Source organism: Paenibacillus glycanilyticus, from assembly GCF_051200795.1.
Lineage (GTDB): Bacteria > Bacillota > Bacilli > Paenibacillales > Paenibacillaceae > Pristimantibacillus > Pristimantibacillus glycanilyticus.
Genome location: NZ_CP195155.1, coordinates 6,546,143 through 6,563,983 on the forward strand (window position 1 = coordinate 6,546,143; position 17,841 = coordinate 6,563,983).

Consider the following 17,841-nt stretch of genomic DNA (forward strand, 5'->3'; position numbering starts at 1 on the left):
ATTCCCTCCTTTACCGCTCGTCATCCTGATTTTGCAGGATGGACGGACGCCGTTTCATTAAGAACCAAGGAAGCCTGAGGAACGAAGCCGCAACATCCTTGATTTTAAGCGGCGATAGGGGCGCCAGGTAACTCATGCCGAAGGAACGCTGGCTTCCCATAAGCGCAATAAAGATGACGATCCCGAGGATGACTCCGTACATGCCAAGGAAGGAGGACAGCAGAAAGAAGAACAGCCGGATAATGCTTACGACCGTACTTAACGACTGATTGACCAGCGTTACTCCCGAGACTGCGGTAATCGCGCCAATCACAACGACCGACGGCGACACCAGTCCCGCGCGGATTGCCGCATCGCCAATGATAAGACCACCGATCGACGTTAAGGTCTGTCCGATGGAAGTTGGCAGCCGGACGCCGGCCTCGCGGAAGATTTCCAACAGCATCAGCAGAATAAACATTTCGATCTGGGCGGAGAAGGGAAGTCCAAGCCGGGAGACCGATATGGTCGCCATAATCCGGAATGGCAGCTGGTCCTGATGAAAGGCCATGAACGCTACCCAAATCCCTGGCAGAAATACGGTAAGGAATAGACTGATGATCCGAATTAACCGGGCAAAGGAAACGTAGGTGTAGTTGAAATGGATATCCTCCGGCGATTTAAGCAGCAGGCTTAATCCCGCAGGCCCTACGATCACAAGCGGATTGCCGTCCATAACAATAAGAAACCTCCCGGAAAGCAGGGAGTTGACGCAATAATCCGGTCTCCCCGTATAATCCAGCAGCGGGAGAAGCTTGTATTTCGAGCCGGTTAGCATCTCCTCCAGCTGGTTAATGCTGTAGAGACCGTCCGTATCGATGGATTGCAGGCTTTTATGTACCGCATTTAATATTTTCGGATTAATAATATCCTCGAAATAGAGCAAGGAAAGCCGGGTCTTCGTCCGTTTGCCGATCGTATATTCCTTCACGTGCAGGGAATGGCTGCGAAGCCGTTTGCGAATGAGCGCTACGTTGACGGACATATCCTCGATAAAGCCATCCTTGGGACCTTTAATGGAGATTTCCGTGCTCGATTCACTTGGCATCCGCTGCGGACGGTCGCTGATCCCCATATTGAAATAACGCTTTTCCTGAACAAAATAAAGAAATAGCCCTCCCTCGAAGACAATCTCGTCAATTTCATCCGCCGTCGGAATTCCTTTATAGCTGAATAGAGACAACCGGGAAATCATCTGATGCATGTCTTCCGCAGAGGCTATGCCGGTTGCTTCGTAATATTCGGTAAGGACCGGAAGGACAAACTCGTGAATTTGCCCCGTATCGCATAGAGCATTCGCGTATACGAGGACAACGGAAGGCTTGTTGCCTGATCCGAACCGGCACGGCTTGACGAATACATCCGCGGATCCCTGATATAGCTGCTTCAATCGTTCTTCGTTCCAGCTTGTGCTGCCTGCGGCTGCTGTCATTGAGACTCATCCTTCCGGTATGGTTTGGCGAACAGCGTGATGGCCATCCATGCGAGAGTAACAACCAGCAGAATAGCAAGGGAAGAAGGCAGGAACACCTTGTACATCCACTGGTAATAGGTATAATCATTCGTGGGGATGATGCCAATAAAGATGTAGCTGGCCATAATAGCGGCCGTGGTCCATTTGCGGACGCGCCCCGTCATTTTCAAGACATCGGTAATGAGGTAAACCGCAATGCAAATACGGATGCAGGCTCCCGACATCCATTGAAAGATCGAGAAGAAATCGACATGCTCGATATATTGCCCCACCTTCACGAGACGCCACTGCTCGTAAGGGGAGGTCAACTGATTGGCTGCTTCCCTGGGACCGAATTCGGTAATGGCGCCAACGATTGGTCCCAGCATGATTCCTACTATAAAAAGGCTGTAGCCGAATACCTGCCACGTCTTGATCTTTTCGCTAAGCCTATGCTGCAGCAGGAGCAGGAATATGACCTCGATAAAACCGCTTGACGCATACAAAATGCCGTCCGCAACAGGTCCCCATCCGTGTTCCAGCATCGGGGTCAGCAGCCGGTAGTCCTTCTCCGAGTGGTTAAAGACGCTGACGAATACCCCCAATACGCAGACAAAGGGGAACAGGACGCCGGCAGTTACCGCAATCGAACGCAGACCCCATACCGTAATGAAGAAGCAGATAATAATCAAGGTAAGAGCAAGCGCAAGCGCCGGGGATGCCGGCAGATAGTTGGTCGTATTCCATTTCACGGTATGGAGGACGGTTGTTGCGCCGATCACATACAAAATGACGCAGACCGGAATAATCAGAATCCACGACACAATGGGATGCGTCTTATCCGAAATCCACTTCTGCCACTTCTGCTGGCCGGACTTCTTCATCATCCATGCCAGCAGCAGACACCACACGACAAACGCGGCTCCCGTCACGATAACCGTAATCCAGGCATCACGCCCGGATGCATCCAGAAGCATTGGATTGATAATGACATGATCGATAAGACCGTTGGTTAAAGCGAATATCATAAGCAATTGGGCGATATTGATTTTGCTGGCTTTTCCACTCATAAGCTAATCATTCCGTTCCTGATATCCCTTTCGTACAGGGAAAAAGATAGGTTATTCATTCCCAACTGTGATGCCAAATTATTCATAAAGGAATGAAGAAAGGCTCTCCGAAGATGGAGAGCCTTTCTTTAATGCCCCTCTATGGGGCGCTGTTCGATTAGCGGCTTTAGCCGGTTCTCCCATATCCACGTCGGATTGTATTGCCGGCGGATCATGGTCTTGGCCTGAATAACCGGGTTATTCCCTATCAGACTGGCGATCCGACCCGCATGCTCGCGCAAATACGCCTCCTCCGAGGGAAGGTAGGTCTCTCTCGTATCCATGCCGAAACCCTTTGCATTCCATCTCATAAAATACGCCTGGAGACGGCTGCCCAGCTCTTCCAATGCCGGTACCGCCTGATTCAGGACAAGCAGATTGCCCCGGCTGGCCGCCTCCAGCACAATAAGTCCAAACGATTCCGAATAGGAGGTGCATAGGAACAGATTGCTCAAGGTAAACAAATCCATGACCCCCGAATGCGGGAAGCCGTCCGGCCAGCCCAGGTCCGAGGTGAATACAAGTTCCTCCCCTCCAAGACCGTATTTCTCTCCTTCGCTTCTGATTATCCGTTTGTAAGCAGCCGGCTCGATATCGAGGGACGGAAAATCGCAAAAGATCATCTTCACCCGTTTACCCGACACCGATCCTATTGCCCCCAGCAGCGCAGCGGCTTTCTCCATCTGCTTGCCTGTCGTGAGCCGGCCTGGATAAATCGCCAGAATATCCGGGGACAGCAGATCGGTCCGCGATCCAAGCCGCTGCACCTCTTCCCCCATCTCGCCGAACAGATTCAGGCTGTTCGGGATCGCCCTGCATCGCTCAAGCGGAACCTTGTACTGCTCTGCCAGCGCGGGTAATCCCGATTCCGCCGGGTACAGGTAGGTGGTATTCGGCATCGGCAGAAATCTTGCCGAGAGGGGCCAGTCCATCCGCTGCGGCCTGACGGCCGGATAAGAATGCGTCATGGCCAGGAACCGAAGCCGGGGCAGCCGGGCCTGCACCTGGCGGACCGCAATATTATGAACGAGGTGCCAGCCCTGGTACAGGATGTCGTGAAGAAACACAACCTCCGCATCGGATAAGGCCTCGCATAGGCTGTCGGCGATGACTTCGGCCTCCTCGAAAAAGCTGGAATGAACCCTTCCCGCAGGCTGCGTATAATCCACCCAATGAATCTGCTTGCCATGCAGCCGGTTCGTTATTTTCACCCACTCGATCCGTTCGTCGCTATAGATGCCGTACCGCTCGGAATCCGGGCAGTCTTGACTGACGAGCACCTTGACGTCGGCTCCGCCGCCAAGCAGCATATGCAGATGCTCCTCCACAACGCTGACTAAGGAATAGGTCTTCGATAACCCGTTGAACATGGTCAGAATCGCTACTTTCAACGCCCGCCCCCCCTTTTTTTCGCGTAAATACTGTCTTGTATGCCTGAATGAAAGGGATTATGCATAGGTATCTAAGGTGTGCATACCGAGGGCTGATAACGTACTTAGGAGGCGATAACGAAAATGGCCTGTGTCAATCTGGGGATAGCCAATGGCTTCAATTTGTTTTTGTTTGGCGATCATACGCAATCCTTCGTTGATTCGGAGGGGAGAGTAGCCGTTGGCGGCAATGCGACATACAACAGCTATGGGATAGGCGATAAGCTGCCCGTATCTACAACCAGAGCGGATCTCATCGTTCGGGGAAATATTGATATTACGGGGGGGAACCAACTTCGCGGGGAATACCGTCATATTCCCTACCGGCACGGTCATTAAATATACGATGACCAATAATAACGGTGTACCCGGCCAACCCCTGGTAGGTACGCCCATTGATTTTGACGGGGCCGAACAATCGCTCGCGCAGCTATCCCTCAACCTTGCCGCGTTGCCGGTCAACGGAACCATCGTTAATAACTTTGGAACCATATTCCTCGTTGGGACGGATCCGGCTCTTAACATCTTTATGTTTAACGGAAACAACGTGGACGGCAACGGGCTGAGGCTGGATACTGCGAGCGGCATTAACATTATCGCTCCTGCAGGCTCAACCATTCTTGTTAACATTGGAGATGATTCCGTCGGATTCGGAAGCTATCAAATCTTCCGCAACGGCGTTACGCCTGACCCTAGCGAAGGACAATTCATTCTCTGGAACTTCTATCAGGCTACTACCGCTTTTAATCAGAACTTGTCGATTCTCGGCTCGGTGCTGGCCCCCTATGCGAACTGGGAAGCCATTGGCTTCGGCAATATTAACGGCACGATGGTCGCCCAATCGCTCACGAATGTAGGCGGCACGCTGGAAGCGCATAATATACCGTTTATGGGCTGCCTCCCGGGTACGGTCGGGCCGACAACGTCCACGACATCGACTACGACTACGACGACTTCTACCACGTCTACCTCAACAACTTCAACGACATCGACAACAAGCACAACATCAACGTCGAGCACGTCTTCTACATCAAGCACGTCCAGTACGACAACGGCTGTTCCTACCACTTCAACGACGACAACGACAACAACGCCCGTTCCTACTACTTCAACAACGACGACGACAACAACGCCCGTTCCTACCACTTCAACAACGACGACAACGCCGGCGGTTGTAACGGGCCCGATTATTACGGCGACCAAGACGCCAAATGTCTCAACCGCGCAGATTGGGGACACGATTACTTATACGATTACCGTTACCAATGTAGGTACTGCGCCAGGAGAAGCTTTGCTTGTCGAGATCTTTCCTCCGGGCGTTCAGTTTATTCCATCCAGCCTCTTTATTGACGGCGGTCGCTTCAGCGGGGTAGATATTACCCAGCAGGTGGCCATCGGTATCGTTAACGTGGGCCAAGTGGTGACGATCCAATTCCAGGCGTTTGTTACGGGCTATCCGCCCAACGGACAAATTACGAATACCGGCTTTATCGTCACGGTTCCGCCAGGCACCGTGCCGGCAGCCTGCACGCCAGGGGATATTTCCTTTAATGGCATGCCGGGTATAACTCCAATTCCGGGGCTCATGCTCCCGGTTCTCCCGGTCTTTAAGCCCGGCGTAACGCCAGCGCCGGGTCAGGTCCCGAATTTGGGGCCGATAACCGGGCCGGACGGCAGCGTGCTGCTGAACCAGCAGGTATCGGTTCCGGGCATTACCCTTACACCGCTTATTGGCTTGACCATACCGGTTATTACGGGAACGGTCCAGCCCATCATCTCGACAAGCTTTGTTTCCGTCCCTTGGACTTCCGTCCCGAATGCGCCTAACTTGCTCATCTCTAAAGCCTTCCTCGATATATCCTTATTCGTGGGGCAGCGTATCACCTATACGATATTCGTCATTAATAACGGCAATGCCGTATCCGGCCGAACGACTCTAACGGATTTCCTTCCGTCCAATGCGGCCTTTATACCGGGAACGATCCGGGTGAACAACGTGCTTCGTTTGGACGATAATCCGAGTGAAGGCATTAATCTGGGGCCGGTAGCTCCTAACCAAAGCATCTTTGTCCGGTTTGATGTGCTCGTAAGAGGAAGCGGCGCATTAACGAATACGGCCGTTGTAAAAGCCGATTTCCTGTTGCCGAATAACCAGATTCTATCGCAAACCTTCTCCTCCAATACTATATCGAATCCCGTCTCGATGATTCGGGCATCGGATTTTGCCTCTTTCCTTAAAACCGCCGACGCGCAAATCGTCAAGGTCGGGGAAAGCTATCATTATAATATTACGCTCACGAATCTGTCTTCGGATATTACGGCAACCCATGTTATTTTCTATGACCCGCTGGACAATCAGCTTTCCTACGTTTCGGGAAGTCTGACCGTTGACGGCATTCCGCAGCCCGATCCGCTAGCCGGCATTCCGCTTGGCACAATCGCGCCGGGAGTCACGCGGAGACTTACCTTCCAGGTAAACGTTCTGGCCGAGCCGATGGGCGGCATCATTATCAATCAAGCAGCCGTATTTTTCGAGTTCCGATTCGGCTCATCCTGCTTCCGTGCGGGTCTGCTTACGAACACGGTAAGGATTATCGTGGAGGAAGAAGAGGAATAACGCGTAGGCCAAAAAAAGCCCAAGACCCCCGCTTGAGAGGGGTCTTGGGCTTTCTTCTGTTTATTAAGCAAATTCCCAGCAGCTAAGACTCAGATTGCCGTATTGGTAGCTGCGGTGAAGCAGCTTCGCCTGGCGGGTGCCGTCCCCTGCGCCCATGGCCAGCAGAAGCGGAATAAAATGCTCGCTTGTCGGTACCGCTTGCGCCGCATAAGGAGCAAGCGTGCGGTATTGGAACAAGGCGTCCAGATCCCAGGACTCCACATGCTCCTGCAGCCATTGATCAAAGCCTGCCGCCCAATCGTCTACGCCGTCCGAACGCCAGTTCAAGGCCCGCAGATTATGAACGGTTCCCCCGCTTCCGATGATGAGAACATCCTGCTCCCGAAGCTGGGCAAGCGATTTGCCGATCCGGTACTGCTGCTCGTTCGTCAGGTAACGGTTCACCGATAAAGCAATAACCGGAATATCCGCATTCGGATACAAGAGCTTCAGCACCGCCCATGCCCCGTGATCCAAGCCGCGCTCATCGTCCGTTACCGCCTGTATGCCCTGCGATTCAAACAAGGATACGATGCGGTCCGCCAGGGACCGGTCCCCTTTTGCCGGATAAGTCATCCGGTACAGCTCATCCTGAAATCCGCCGAAATCGTAAATCGTGCTGTACGTCTTAGATGCGCTGACGGCTTGCACGTTCTCCTCCCAATGGGCCGAGAAAAGAACAATAGCCTTCGGCTTTGGATGATTAGCCGCGAAGGTTTTCAATAAATCCGTATAGCTGTTATCCTCCAATACGATGGATGGCGCGCCATGCGCGAAGAAATAAGATGGAAGCATAACTCTTCACTCCTTTTATTTGGATGATCCTCTTGCGTCTTCCTTGATCCATTGCAGGAAATCCCGCTGATTCTCTTCCGTCACGCCATGCTCGGACTTATACGTTTTGAACGTAAGCTTAGGCGCAAGCTCCCGGAAATAGGCTTCATTCTCGTATCCGATGCTGACCGGAAATACCGAATCGTATTCGCCGTGCGAAATAAAGAAGGCTACCTGCTCCACGCTCTGCAGCGCGTATTCGTCCTTCACGAAACCGGGCACGTAACCGTTCAAGGCTACGACTCCTCTCAGCCCATTCCCCATCGTAAGCGCCAGCGTCATCGCCAGAATCGCCCCTTGGCTGAAGCCAAGCAGATAACGGCGCTGCGGATCTATCGGATATTGAGTCGTTGCTTCCTTAATAAAGGCTTCCAGCTGCACGGCTGCTTGATCGAATAAGTCACGGACCGGATTGCCGAGGCTTTTGAGCTCATAATATTGATAACCTGCTCCGAGTCGAAGATTGCCCCGGATGCCGATAATAATGAAGTCATCCGAAAGGGATTCAACAAGCCCGTGCATATTCCGCTCATTCGAGCCTTTGCCGTGAAGGGTAAAAATCGCGGGATACGTTCTGCCCGGCTCCAAACTGGACGGCAGATGAACATCAAACTCATAGACCGAATTCATCGGTAAACCCCTCCATTTTGCATCAGATATATTAGTAATGTGAATATTTATTTTATATAAGAAATATAACGCTGCAAGGTCTAGCCTGTCAATCGGAAAATTGTTAATATAAATATAAGTTACGTATGACTAATATTTTGGAGGAGTGAGCTTCATGGATATCGGCTCCACCATTCGGGCTATCCGCAAACGGAAGAACATCACGATTGCTCAGATATGCGATGAAACCGGTTTGTCTCAAGGCTTTATGAGCCAGGTCGAAACGAATAAAACATCCCCTTCGATCGCAACGCTGGAGAGCATTTCGAACGCGCTTAAGGTTCCGCTGGCGTATTTGCTGCTGGACAAAAAGGAAAAGCTGCAACTCGTCCGCAAGGAGGAGCGCCGGATAACGACAAGCGGACCGGACAACCTGAAGGTCTCTCACCTCAGCTCGACTAAGAACGTCCATATGATGATCGTTGAGCTGCCGCCCGGTGCGTCAACCGGAGAGAACCATGCCCACGAAGGCGAAGAAGTCCATGTCGTGATCCAGGGAACGATCTATATCGAGCAAGGCGAGGATGCCGCCGAATTAAACGCCGGGGACTCCTTCAGCTGGAATGCCTGCACCCCGCATACGGTGAAAAATATCGGGGCGGATACCGCAATCGTCATGATATCCGTCTACACCGAATCCGATCCTTCGAAGGCATTTCAGTAATCGAACGAAAGGGCGCCCAACGGGCGCCCTTTCTTCCTTCATATCAAAATAAATTATACACATTTGTTCCCGCTTAACGCCCTTTTCTCGGCCTAGCCCCCTGTGATAAAGTGGAAATTGGGCCAAATAAAGATCCTCGGAGGGGAAATGATGGACGCATACCGTCCGGCGAGCCTAAACAAACTAATATACATACCTTTTCGTTGAAAAGCGAAGGAAAGGAAGGCACTTATCCATGAATGCTTCTCAAGCTGGTGGATCCAGCTCTGCCCCCGACTTAACGAATATTAAGCGCGGGCCCATTATCGCTACGATTATTATTGGCGCTTTTATCGCCATTCTGAATGAAACGCTGCTAGGCAACGCGCTTCCCGAATTAATGAAAGCCTTTGAAGTTGGCCCTTCAACCATTCAATGGCTAACGACGGCCTATATGCTTGTTGTAGGCGTACTCGTTCCGGTAACGGCATTGCTTCAACAATGGTTTACAACCAGGCAGATGTTTATAGGCGCTATGACCTTGTTTTTCGCAGGCACGGTTATTTCGGCCGTTGCGCCCGAATTCGGCGTTCTGCTTGTAGGACGGATTGTTCAAGCCATCGGGACCGGCTTGATGCTTCCCGTATTGATGAACACCATTATGGTCATCTTCCCGCCAGAAAAACGCGGGGGCGCCATGGGTCTGATCGGGCTTGTCATTATGGCGGCACCGGCCATCGGCCCAACCTTGTCCGGCGTTATCATGGACTCGCTCAACTGGCGCTGGCTGTTTATTCTCGTTATTCCTCTTGCGGCTTTGTCCATTATCTTCTCCTTTATGTTCCTGAAGAACGTATCGGATATCACGAAGCCTAAGGTGGATATCCTCTCGATCCTGCTCTCCACGATCGGCTTCGGCGGACTGGTGTACGGCTTCAGCTCGACGGGCGAGAAAGGCTGGTCGGATCCGGTGGTTATCTGGACGATCGCCGTTGGCGCGGTAGCGCTCATTATCTTTATTTTGCGCCAGTTGCGACTGGAGGCTCCGATTCTGGACCTGAGGGCTTTCAAATCGCCGATGTTCTCCATCGTAACGATTCTGCTCTTCGTTCTTATGATGACATTGTTCTCGACGATGACGCTGCTGCCGATGTTCCTGCAAGGAGCATTGCTCATGACGGCATTCACTTCCGGTCTCATTATGCTTCCGGGCAGTATCGTGAACGGCATCATGGCTCCGATTTCCGGCGTATTGTTCGATAAATTCGGCCCCCGCGTTCTTGTTACGCCTGGCCTTATCCTTGTGGCCATCTCGCTGTGGATGTTTACCGGCATTGATGCCGCGGCAAGCAACGGTCATATCATCATGATTCACATTATTATGATGGTTGGTATTTCCCTTGTGATGATGCCTGCGCAAACCTCCGGTCTGAACCAGCTGCCGCGTCACCTGTATCCGCATGGCACGGCGATCCTGAACACTCTGCAGCAAGTATCGGGTGCAATCGGTACGGCGCTGTTCATCAGTATTATGAGTAATGGCACCAAAGACTATTTGAAGACCTCCTCCGATCCAGGCTCGCCTGCTGAGCAAGCTCACGGCATGGTCGCAGGCATTCATGACGCCTTTTGGATTGGCCTTATTGTCGCCATCGCTGCGATCGTTATCGGCTTGTTCGTGAAACGCACCAAGCCGCCGGAAGGCGATCAGCCAGCGGAAGGCGAGAAGCAAGTAAGCATGAGCCATTAATCAACAAAAGCAAAGCGCCCTCCAGAAGATTCTGAAGGGCGCTTGCTGTTTGAGGCTTATTTCAGGAAGCCTTCTTTGAAGATCGAAAGCAGGCTTTCCAGGGTAGTCGGGTCACTGTAGGTCGAAGCTTCCGTGTCGATTTCGATAACGTGGTTATTTTTAACCGCAGGGATGTTCTTCCACGTATCTGTTTTCATAAAGGCATTGTCATTGGCCGTGCTTCGGCTGAGAACGATATAATCGCCGGCATAATCAGACAGCGTTTCTTGCGACAGGGTGAAATAACCAGGTCCTTGAGCGTCCTTCGTTACTTTCTCCGGCATTTTCAGATCCATGGCTTGGTACAATACTTCCGTACCGCGCGCCCAATGGTCGCCGAATACGTAGAAGCTCTTTGCGTCCGTCTCGATAACGGATACGGTTGCATTCTCGCCGATCTTCGCTTTAATCTCGTCGCCGATTGCGGCAGCGCGGGATTTGAAGTCGTCAACCCAAGTTTGCGCTTCTTTTTCTTTGCCGAGTATCTTGCCGATTTCGATCTGCTGATTCAGATAATCCAGCTTACCCCAAGTGAAAGCAACTGTCGGAGCGATTTCGCTCAGCTTGGCAACGTTCTTGCTCTCCGTGCCAACCACGATCAGATCCGGATCCAGCTCAATGATTTTCTCCAGATCTTCATCGGATACGACTTCCACGCCTTTCAGCTTTTCGGTGAAGAGCGGGCTCATGTTGGTCCATTGGTCTACGCCTACGATGTTGGCGCCCATGGAAATCATATTCGGCGCGTAAGCCAGCGCTACGATGCGTTTCGGATTAGCAGGAATTTCAACCGGGCCGCTCTCGGAATGATAGGTTACCGTTCCGGATGCCGGTTGTTCCGCCGCCGCGGATTCTGTTGCCGCAGGTGTTTCCGCAGCTGCTGCGGAACCGTTATTCGCATTGTTCGCGTTATTGGTTTTGTTGCTTCCGCATGCACTAAGAACAACAACAAGTACAAGCAGCATGATTGCAGGAATAAACTTTTTCATGGTTGGGCTCCTTTTATTTTGAATGGCATTAACTACGATAATGATTCTCAATATCACAATGATTAACTATAAATGGTTATTTAAAGTCTGTCAATGAGCGCAAAATAATTTTAAGTTGCGAAAGCGGAGGTTGTTTTTACATGAGCACGGACAATTTGCGGTACCCCATCGGACCTTTTGAAGAAATATGCGACCCATCGGCCGAGCAACGCGGCAACTGGATGAAAGAGATTGGGCGGATGCCGTCGCGGCTCCGGAAAGCGGTGGAAGATCTCTCCGAGGAACAGCTGGCTGTTCCTTACCGCCCCGGCGGCTGGACGATCCGGCAGGTCGTTCACCACCTGGCGGATAACGATATGAACTCCTACATCCGGTTCAAGAAAGCAATGACGGAGGAGAATCCGGCCGCTTCCACGTACCGGCAAAATATGTGGGCAGAGCTTAACGATTACGAAGCGCCTATCGAGGCTTCGCTTGTTCTAATCGAAGCGCTGCGCAGCCGGTTTTCCGTGCTGCTGGAAGGGATGCAGGCTTTGGACTTCGCAAGAACCTTTACGAGCCCGACAAACGGACTCATGTCGCTGGACACGGCGATACAACGCTTCGAATGGCATGGCCGGCATCATCTTGCCCAAATCAACTCGTTAAAAAAGCGTATGGGCTGGTAGCCCATACGCTTTAAATGCCTCTTGCAGTTATTTTGCGACGCTATCCAGCACCTGCTTCACCAGCCGCTTCGGCGCCGCCAGCAGATAGGCTTCCTGAATAAGCACGTTCAGCTCGTCCCAATTCGGAACGGCTTCCATGTCCACGGATACCCAGCCATGATGGCCGATATACGGCGTCTTGACATAGCCGCCCTGCTCAAGCAGCAGGTACTGCTGCTCCTTCGTCGCCTTAATAGACAGACGCGGCAAGGCGCTGTTATGCCCTTCCCCCATCATAATGAAGGTTTTGCCCCTTACTTTCATCACGTCATGCCCAAACCCGTCAACGATCTGGTCTACCTCCGGCAATGCGGAGCAAATGCCCTGCACCCGCTCCAGCATTGCTTTCCCAAGCTCCGTCTTCATCCCTATCCCTCTCTTCTCCTGTACAGATCGATACTCTTATAGCCTTCTCCTAGAATAACCTTCATCTCGGCTTTCCGTTTGGTTCTGGTCTCCTCTTGCACCGCGCTATATACATAACGGGCCCAGTCCTTGCGGTACCCCGGGGTAAGCGACCGGAAGAACGCCAATATCTCCGGATGATCCTGAAGCTCCTGTTCTACCTGGAACACTAGAGCTTCATAGTCGGCTACGCTTTGACTCGGTTTCTTGGGGGCCGCCGAACCCTTCTTGCGCGCTTCGGACTTGAAGCCTACAACCGTAAAGACGTCATCCAATCCCACCATACGGGCAAATTTGACGTCGCTGGTTCCGATATAGCCATCCTCCTCGCTCGCACCCAGCCCTTCAAACAGACTGTCCCGGTGGATATAGGTCGGATATACTTTATTGCCCTTCTTCGGATAGGCGGCATACAAATAGCCGCCTTCCTCCAGGTAGTTATTCTCTATAATTTCACTCATCAGTTTCTGCAAAGAGGGCATATCCAGGACAAAGGCAAAGATCAGGTCGTAACGTCTGCCCGCCTGCAGCTCTGTTTCGTACCGCTCCAAGCCGGCCAGAGCATCGCTGCCCTCCGGCTGATGCAAAATCGCCGTATTTTTATACTTATGTAAATTCAACTTCTCCACGATCGTCTTGCTCATGGGTGACCTCCGATTCTTTTACATGCGCATAAGGCGCTTTGTCGCGTACGAGGCCGAGTTGAATGCCATGCTCCAGATAAGCCTTGGCTCCGCATAATACAATCGTGAAGCCTTCCGTCGAGCCAATCGCCCGCTGCGCGATTTCCTCTGTCTCTCCCTGGAAGCCGGAGTCGGTCACGGTCACGAAGGTTTCCGTTTCGGACAAGGCGTCAAACGTCCATTCGGCTCTGGTTCCCCAGTCGATAACAATGCGTTTATTCGTCTCAAGCTCCAGTACGCGGACAGGTGCCGACGCTCCGTACATCTCCCAGAACCACTCCACCTGACTTCCCGCTTCCAGCTTTCCGCTGCCTCTCGTAAACCAGAACTTCGTTGTAATAGCCGGATCGATAAAAGCCTCGTACACTTCGCTCACCGGACGCCTGATCATCATTTCCGCTTTAGCTGCTATTGTTGCTGTCACCGTCAAACCTCCCCATGTCGTTTACTACTTCCTTACTTCTATATTGGCCGGCAGTGAACCTGCTAAACCTGCTCTGTCTACTCCGGCTTGCTTAGCTTCTTATATACGGCCTTTATAAACCCGCCGAACACCTCGTGGCTGTAGGTAAAGCCTTGTTTCAGGTAATAACGAAGCGCATCCTCGTTCCCATTCGATACGTAAATGAACAGCAGATCCACGTCCGGAAAGCTTTCCAGCCATTCCATCGACGACTCGAACAGCTTCTTGCCAAGTCCCATGCTCCGGTAGCCGTCACGCAAATACAAATTGCTGAGGAAGCCAATCTTCTTGGGAAGCTCTACCCAATCCGGGTAAAAGCCCTTGCTGTCAGCCGAGTCCCGATTAGGAGCCCAGGCGGGGAGCTTGTCATCCCCGGGTTCAAGATCCTCTACCGTCGAGAACGCGTAGCCAACCGGCACGCCTTCATCCCTCGCGATAAGGACATGGGTACGAAGCGCACCGTCATAGCTTCTTCGCATCCTTGTATCAAAGTTCATCCGGTCGAACACTTCCGGGGCCATAACAGCCCGGGACTGCTGAAAAGCCATCAGCTCGTTGCACAGCTCCCGGCAAGGCTCAATGTTGCCGTCCTTTACAACTTCTATCGTTATATTCGTCATGTCTGCCTCCTGCGCGCCATCTCTTTCACTTGTATAACTAAAATACCGTGAACGGCCATCCCAATGCAATCGGCGATTAGACGCAAAAAAGAGCCTCTGCTAAAGAGACTCTTCCTCCATGTTTTATGCAAATAGCTTGCCCAGAGCATCCAGCATTTCGCCCGTGCCATGCTCGCGAATTTCCGGCGTGTCATGCCCATCGAAAAAGGCGCCTTGCTCGGTGAATACCAGCTTGGTTCCGCCGTCCACGGGGAACAATTCGATTGTGGTCGTCGAGACGGACATCCGCGTGTCGTTCATATCCAGCGTATACGTATAGACGATACGTTCGGCCGGCACAATCTCCTGATAAACCGCGTCAAAGGTAAAGACCGGTCCCTCCGGCGGCCCGCCGCTGCTGTACTCGCGCCCGCCTACCCGGAATTCGAACTGATCCGGCTTCGAGAACCACTTGCCCTTTACCTCCGGATCGGCAAAAGCCTCGAATACCCGCTCCGCGCCAGTCTTGTAAGTACGTTCAACAACAAAGGTTGCATGTTTAACAAATCTTTCGCTCATTGTGAATGATCCTCCTTAAATGAATTGCGAAGCAATTCATACTTCGTAAGCGTAAACCTAATGAATTGCGAAGCAATTCATACTTCGTAAGCGTAAACTTAATGAATTGCGAAGCAATTCATGCTTCGTAAGCATAAACTTAATGAATTGCGAAGCAATTCATGCTTCGTAAGCATAAACTTAATGAATTGCGAAGCAATTCATGCTTCGTAAGCATAGTCCCTTCGATTACGGCTCGTCTTCCCCCTGCTCAAGCAGGCTGCCCAGCCTGTCCAGGTGCTGCTCCCAGCTGGCTCGCCGCTCAAGCACGGGCTTCTCGAATTCCATCTTCATCGCCTGCAGAAGACCCGTAAAGTCATCCACGGTCAAGCCCTTCTTGCCGATGAGCAGCTTGGAGGCATGCTCCAGCTGTTCAAGCAGCTTCTGCTGCCGCCTTATCTGCTCTTTGATCCGCTGCTTCTGCAGCGTCACCATCTCCAGCGGACTGATCTGCTTGGCGGATAAGGTCTCCTTAATTTCCTCCAGCGATAAGCCCAGCTCCTTGAGCGTCAGAATCTGATGCAGGCGGGACAGATCGGATTCGTCGTACAGCCGGTGACCGGAATCGGTCTGTCCAGAAGGCGAGAATAATCCGATCTGATCGTAGAAGCGCAAGGTTCTGACCGTTAACCCCGTCATTCTGGCGAGGTCTCCAACTTTCCAAAGATTGTTCATGCTCAGTCCTTTCGTGGACGCTAGCTTCATACCGGTAGCTCTATTGTAAAACATAACGTTACGTAAGGTGCAACCCCCAAGCCGATTTTACATTAGAAATATATTTGGTTCGGATAATGAGGAAATAGACAAGCTGAATAACAACGAATGATCCAAGCACCGTCAGCGACGGCTTCATCATATTGTACTCGAACATATTTTGCATCGCCGCAAGGGCAACCGCTCCATGAATGACGGCCACCAAGATCGGGGCAAAGAACAGGATCATCAGCTGCTTCGTCAGAATCGCTGACAGCTCGCGGTCCGTAAGCCCAATCTTGTGGATCGCCTGGAACTTCCGTTTATCTTCGCCAAGGTCGGTATACAGGCGGAAATACAAGAAGCTGCCCGCTCCCACGAAAAATACGATGCCGATAAAAAATCCGACGAACAGGACAACGCCAAAAATCTGGTCCTGCTGGTACAGCGCGTAATCCACGCCCATAAACCAGTTATCGGTTTTGCCAAGCTTGCCGTCAATCTCTTCTCCCGCCTTTTTCAGCGCTTCATGCGAGCCCGATACGTCAAAGGCGTATTGGTAAATGACGCTCTCCGACTTTTTCATCTGCTCAAACCGTTCGTCGGGCACCACGTAATAGTCGGGTCCTGCCTGAATAGCCGGCGTATCAATCGTCTGCACGGGCTTTAGCGTAAGCCCCGTTTCCTTCAGCGTAACCGGCGTCAACTCCGGCTGCGGTGCTCCCATCATCGTGCCGTTGTAGTGGACAATAGCCGCTTCATCGCCTTGTACATCCGCCTTCGTCCCTTTGGCTGCCGTTACGAGCGCGTTAAAGGCGGATTGCGGCACGACGGAAATTCGCTTGCCGTCCTTTGTCTCCACATTTTTAATGGTGAGCGCATAGGATTGATGGGACAGCCCCGCATCCTTCAGCGTCTGTTCAATCATCGCAACGTCCTGCTCGGAAGGCTTGTCGTACGAGGTGTACTTCATGGCGAACGGATTATCACTGCGAATCACATCTGTATACATCGATTTGAAGCCGAACAACGAGCCAATCGCGGAGAATGCCACCGTCGACAAAATCGCCACCATAAAGAACGTTCTTGCGTTATCCTTCATCCGGTAAGCAAGATCCGATAACAGGACGATGTTTGTTTTCCGCCAGAAAATCGAACGGCTCTTGCGGCCTTTATGAACGGTATACACGCTCAGCTGCGTGAACAGGAAATACGTACCGATAATAACGACAACCGTCACCGGTATCATTGCGTAAAAGACGACCATCCCCTTGGCCACCAGCGCTGCGGCATAACCGCCAACAATCAAGAGCAGCGCAATCCAGGACAGCAGCGCGGATGCCTTCGGCTCCGGCTTCGGCTTGTTCGAACCCTTAAGCAGATCAATAAGCGAGTTGTTCCGAAGCACGGTCACCGTAAATAACGAGATAAGCAGGAACAACGCCATAAAAGCCGCTCCGGTCAGCACAATCGCCTTCGTTGGAAAATAAAACGGCAGCGCCGCATCTAGGCTAAGCAGCTGCTTGGCTGACATAAGGATGAGTTGGGCGAAGCCAAAACCGATTACAATACCCGCCACCGTCGCGCCAAAGCCGATCACGATATTTTCCATAAACACAAGGCTGCGCAGCTGCATACTCGTCATCCCGTGCATGATGAGGATGCCGAACTCCTTTTTGCGCGTCTTCAGGAATGATCCCATCGAGTAGAGCACGAAGAAAAACGAGAATACGTAAATGACCGATTCCGCGAAATGCATAGCAGTAGACACGTTAATGTGAATCGCGCCATCGGCAAGTCCCGGATGAAAAGCAAATATCGAATAGACGAAAAACACCATAACCGAAAACGCGCTGCTTAGAAAATACCCCGCGTAAATCCTCCGGTTGCGGATTACGTTATTGAAAGCGAACCGTCGCAAGCTCATAAATAAGCCCTCCCTGTTGATTTGATCTCATCGTAACAAAGGAGGGAATCAGGCTGCTATCGATTAACCTTACGTTTCCTTACATTATTGAAAGGTTCAGCTTGTACTTCCGGAAGGCGCCGAAATAAAAAATGG

General features: G+C 51.8%; 18 protein-coding genes. 5 read left to right on the forward strand and 13 right to left on the reverse strand.

Going from position 1 to position 17,841, the window contains the following annotated elements:
• Window positions 1-10: 10 nt before the first annotated feature.
• The 3 genes from ACR9FF_RS29540 to ACR9FF_RS29550 form a co-directional block, all read right to left on the reverse strand.
• Window positions 11-1,471, reverse strand: a complete 1,461-nt coding sequence (locus ACR9FF_RS29540; protein ID WP_435167698.1) for a spore germination protein — start codon at window positions 1,469-1,471, stop codon at window positions 11-13.
• Complete coding sequence (locus ACR9FF_RS29545) at window positions 1,468-2,562, reverse strand: endospore germination permease (protein WP_435167701.1); 1,095 nt, start codon at window positions 2,560-2,562, stop codon at window positions 1,468-1,470. The genes ACR9FF_RS29540 and ACR9FF_RS29545 overlap by 4 nt, the downstream gene beginning before the upstream one ends.
• Window positions 2,563-2,690: 128 nt before the next feature.
• Window positions 2,691-3,992 (reverse strand): glycosyltransferase, encoded by a 1,302-nt coding sequence (locus ACR9FF_RS29550; protein ID WP_435167704.1) that lies wholly within the window; start codon window positions 3,990-3,992, stop codon window positions 2,691-2,693.
• Between the two features lie 123 nt (window positions 3,993-4,115).
• On the opposite strand from ACR9FF_RS29550, the gene ACR9FF_RS29555 reads away from it, so the two are divergent.
• Together ACR9FF_RS29555 and ACR9FF_RS29560 are read left to right on the forward strand one after the other, a co-directional pair.
• Entirely contained in the window at window positions 4,116-4,370 is a 255-nt protein-coding gene (locus ACR9FF_RS29555; RefSeq protein ID WP_435167707.1) for a choice-of-anchor A family protein, read from the forward strand.
• A complete protein-coding gene (locus ACR9FF_RS29560) occupies window positions 4,303-6,648 on the forward strand; it encodes a choice-of-anchor A family protein (protein ID WP_435167710.1) in 2,346 nt (781 codons plus the stop codon). Before ACR9FF_RS29555 ends, ACR9FF_RS29560 begins: the two co-directional genes overlap by 68 nt.
• 63 nt (window positions 6,649-6,711) lie before the next feature.
• Here the strand turns inward: ACR9FF_RS29560 and ACR9FF_RS29565 are convergent, their stop codons facing one another.
• Complete coding sequence (locus ACR9FF_RS29565) at window positions 6,712-7,482, reverse strand: DODA-type extradiol aromatic ring-opening family dioxygenase (protein WP_435167713.1); 771 nt, start codon at window positions 7,480-7,482, stop codon at window positions 6,712-6,714.
• A gap of 15 nt (window positions 7,483-7,497) precedes the next feature.
• Window positions 7,498-8,151, reverse strand: coding sequence for an alpha/beta hydrolase (locus tag ACR9FF_RS29570; protein WP_435167716.1), 654 nt, complete (start codon window positions 8,149-8,151; stop codon window positions 7,498-7,500).
• A 154-nt stretch (window positions 8,152-8,305) separates the two neighbouring features.
• On the opposite strand from ACR9FF_RS29570, the gene ACR9FF_RS29575 reads away from it, so the two are divergent.
• Window positions 8,306-8,854, forward strand: a complete 549-nt coding sequence (locus ACR9FF_RS29575) for a helix-turn-helix domain-containing protein (RefSeq protein WP_435167719.1) — start codon at window positions 8,306-8,308, stop codon at window positions 8,852-8,854.
• A gap of 235 nt (window positions 8,855-9,089) precedes the next feature.
• Window positions 9,090-10,583 (forward strand): DHA2 family efflux MFS transporter permease subunit, encoded by a 1,494-nt coding sequence (locus ACR9FF_RS29580; RefSeq protein WP_248756534.1) that lies wholly within the window; start codon window positions 9,090-9,092, stop codon window positions 10,581-10,583.
• A 56-nt stretch (window positions 10,584-10,639) separates the two neighbouring features.
• Here ACR9FF_RS29580 and ACR9FF_RS29585 read toward each other — a convergent pair whose 3' ends face one another.
• Window positions 10,640-11,611: an iron-hydroxamate ABC transporter substrate-binding protein gene (locus ACR9FF_RS29585; protein ID WP_435167723.1), complete on the reverse strand. Its 972-nt coding sequence runs from the start codon at window positions 11,609-11,611 to the stop codon at window positions 10,640-10,642.
• A gap of 140 nt (window positions 11,612-11,751) precedes the next feature.
• Between ACR9FF_RS29585 and ACR9FF_RS29590 the strand changes: the two genes are divergently transcribed.
• Complete coding sequence (locus ACR9FF_RS29590) at window positions 11,752-12,279, forward strand: YfiT family bacillithiol transferase (protein ID WP_435167726.1); 528 nt, start codon at window positions 11,752-11,754, stop codon at window positions 12,277-12,279.
• A gap of 27 nt (window positions 12,280-12,306) precedes the next feature.
• Here ACR9FF_RS29590 and ACR9FF_RS29595 read toward each other — a convergent pair whose 3' ends face one another.
• The 7 genes from ACR9FF_RS29595 to ACR9FF_RS29625 all read right to left on the reverse strand — a co-directional run bounded on the left by ACR9FF_RS29595 (window position 12,307) and on the right by ACR9FF_RS29625 (window position 17,706).
• Window positions 12,307-12,684 (reverse strand): MmcQ/YjbR family DNA-binding protein, encoded by a 378-nt coding sequence (locus ACR9FF_RS29595; RefSeq protein ID WP_435167729.1) that lies wholly within the window; start codon window positions 12,682-12,684, stop codon window positions 12,307-12,309.
• A gap of 2 nt (window positions 12,685-12,686) precedes the next feature.
• Window positions 12,687-13,367, reverse strand: a complete 681-nt coding sequence (locus tag ACR9FF_RS29600; protein ID WP_435167732.1) for a YdeI/OmpD-associated family protein — start codon at window positions 13,365-13,367, stop codon at window positions 12,687-12,689.
• Window positions 13,330-13,830 (reverse strand): SRPBCC family protein, encoded by a 501-nt coding sequence (locus ACR9FF_RS29605; RefSeq protein WP_435167735.1) that lies wholly within the window; start codon window positions 13,828-13,830, stop codon window positions 13,330-13,332. The genes ACR9FF_RS29600 and ACR9FF_RS29605 overlap by 38 nt, the downstream gene beginning before the upstream one ends.
• Before the next feature lie 77 nt (window positions 13,831-13,907).
• The gene (locus tag ACR9FF_RS29610; protein WP_127494926.1) at window positions 13,908-14,489 is read right to left on the reverse strand and encodes a GNAT family N-acetyltransferase; all 582 of its coding nucleotides are present in this window, start codon (window positions 14,487-14,489) and stop codon (window positions 13,908-13,910) included.
• 123 nt (window positions 14,490-14,612) lie between these two features.
• Window positions 14,613-15,047 (reverse strand): SRPBCC family protein, encoded by a 435-nt coding sequence (locus ACR9FF_RS29615; RefSeq protein WP_435167739.1) that lies wholly within the window; start codon window positions 15,045-15,047, stop codon window positions 14,613-14,615.
• 228 nt (window positions 15,048-15,275) lie between these two features.
• On the reverse strand, window positions 15,276-15,761 hold the full coding sequence (locus ACR9FF_RS29620) for a MerR family transcriptional regulator (RefSeq protein ID WP_127494924.1): 486 nt from the start codon (window positions 15,759-15,761) through the stop codon (window positions 15,276-15,278).
• A 58-nt stretch (window positions 15,762-15,819) separates the two neighbouring features.
• Window positions 15,820-17,706, reverse strand: a complete 1,887-nt coding sequence (locus ACR9FF_RS29625; protein ID WP_435167743.1) for an FtsX-like permease family protein — start codon at window positions 17,704-17,706, stop codon at window positions 15,820-15,822.
• Between the last annotated feature and the right edge of the window lie 135 nt (window positions 17,707-17,841).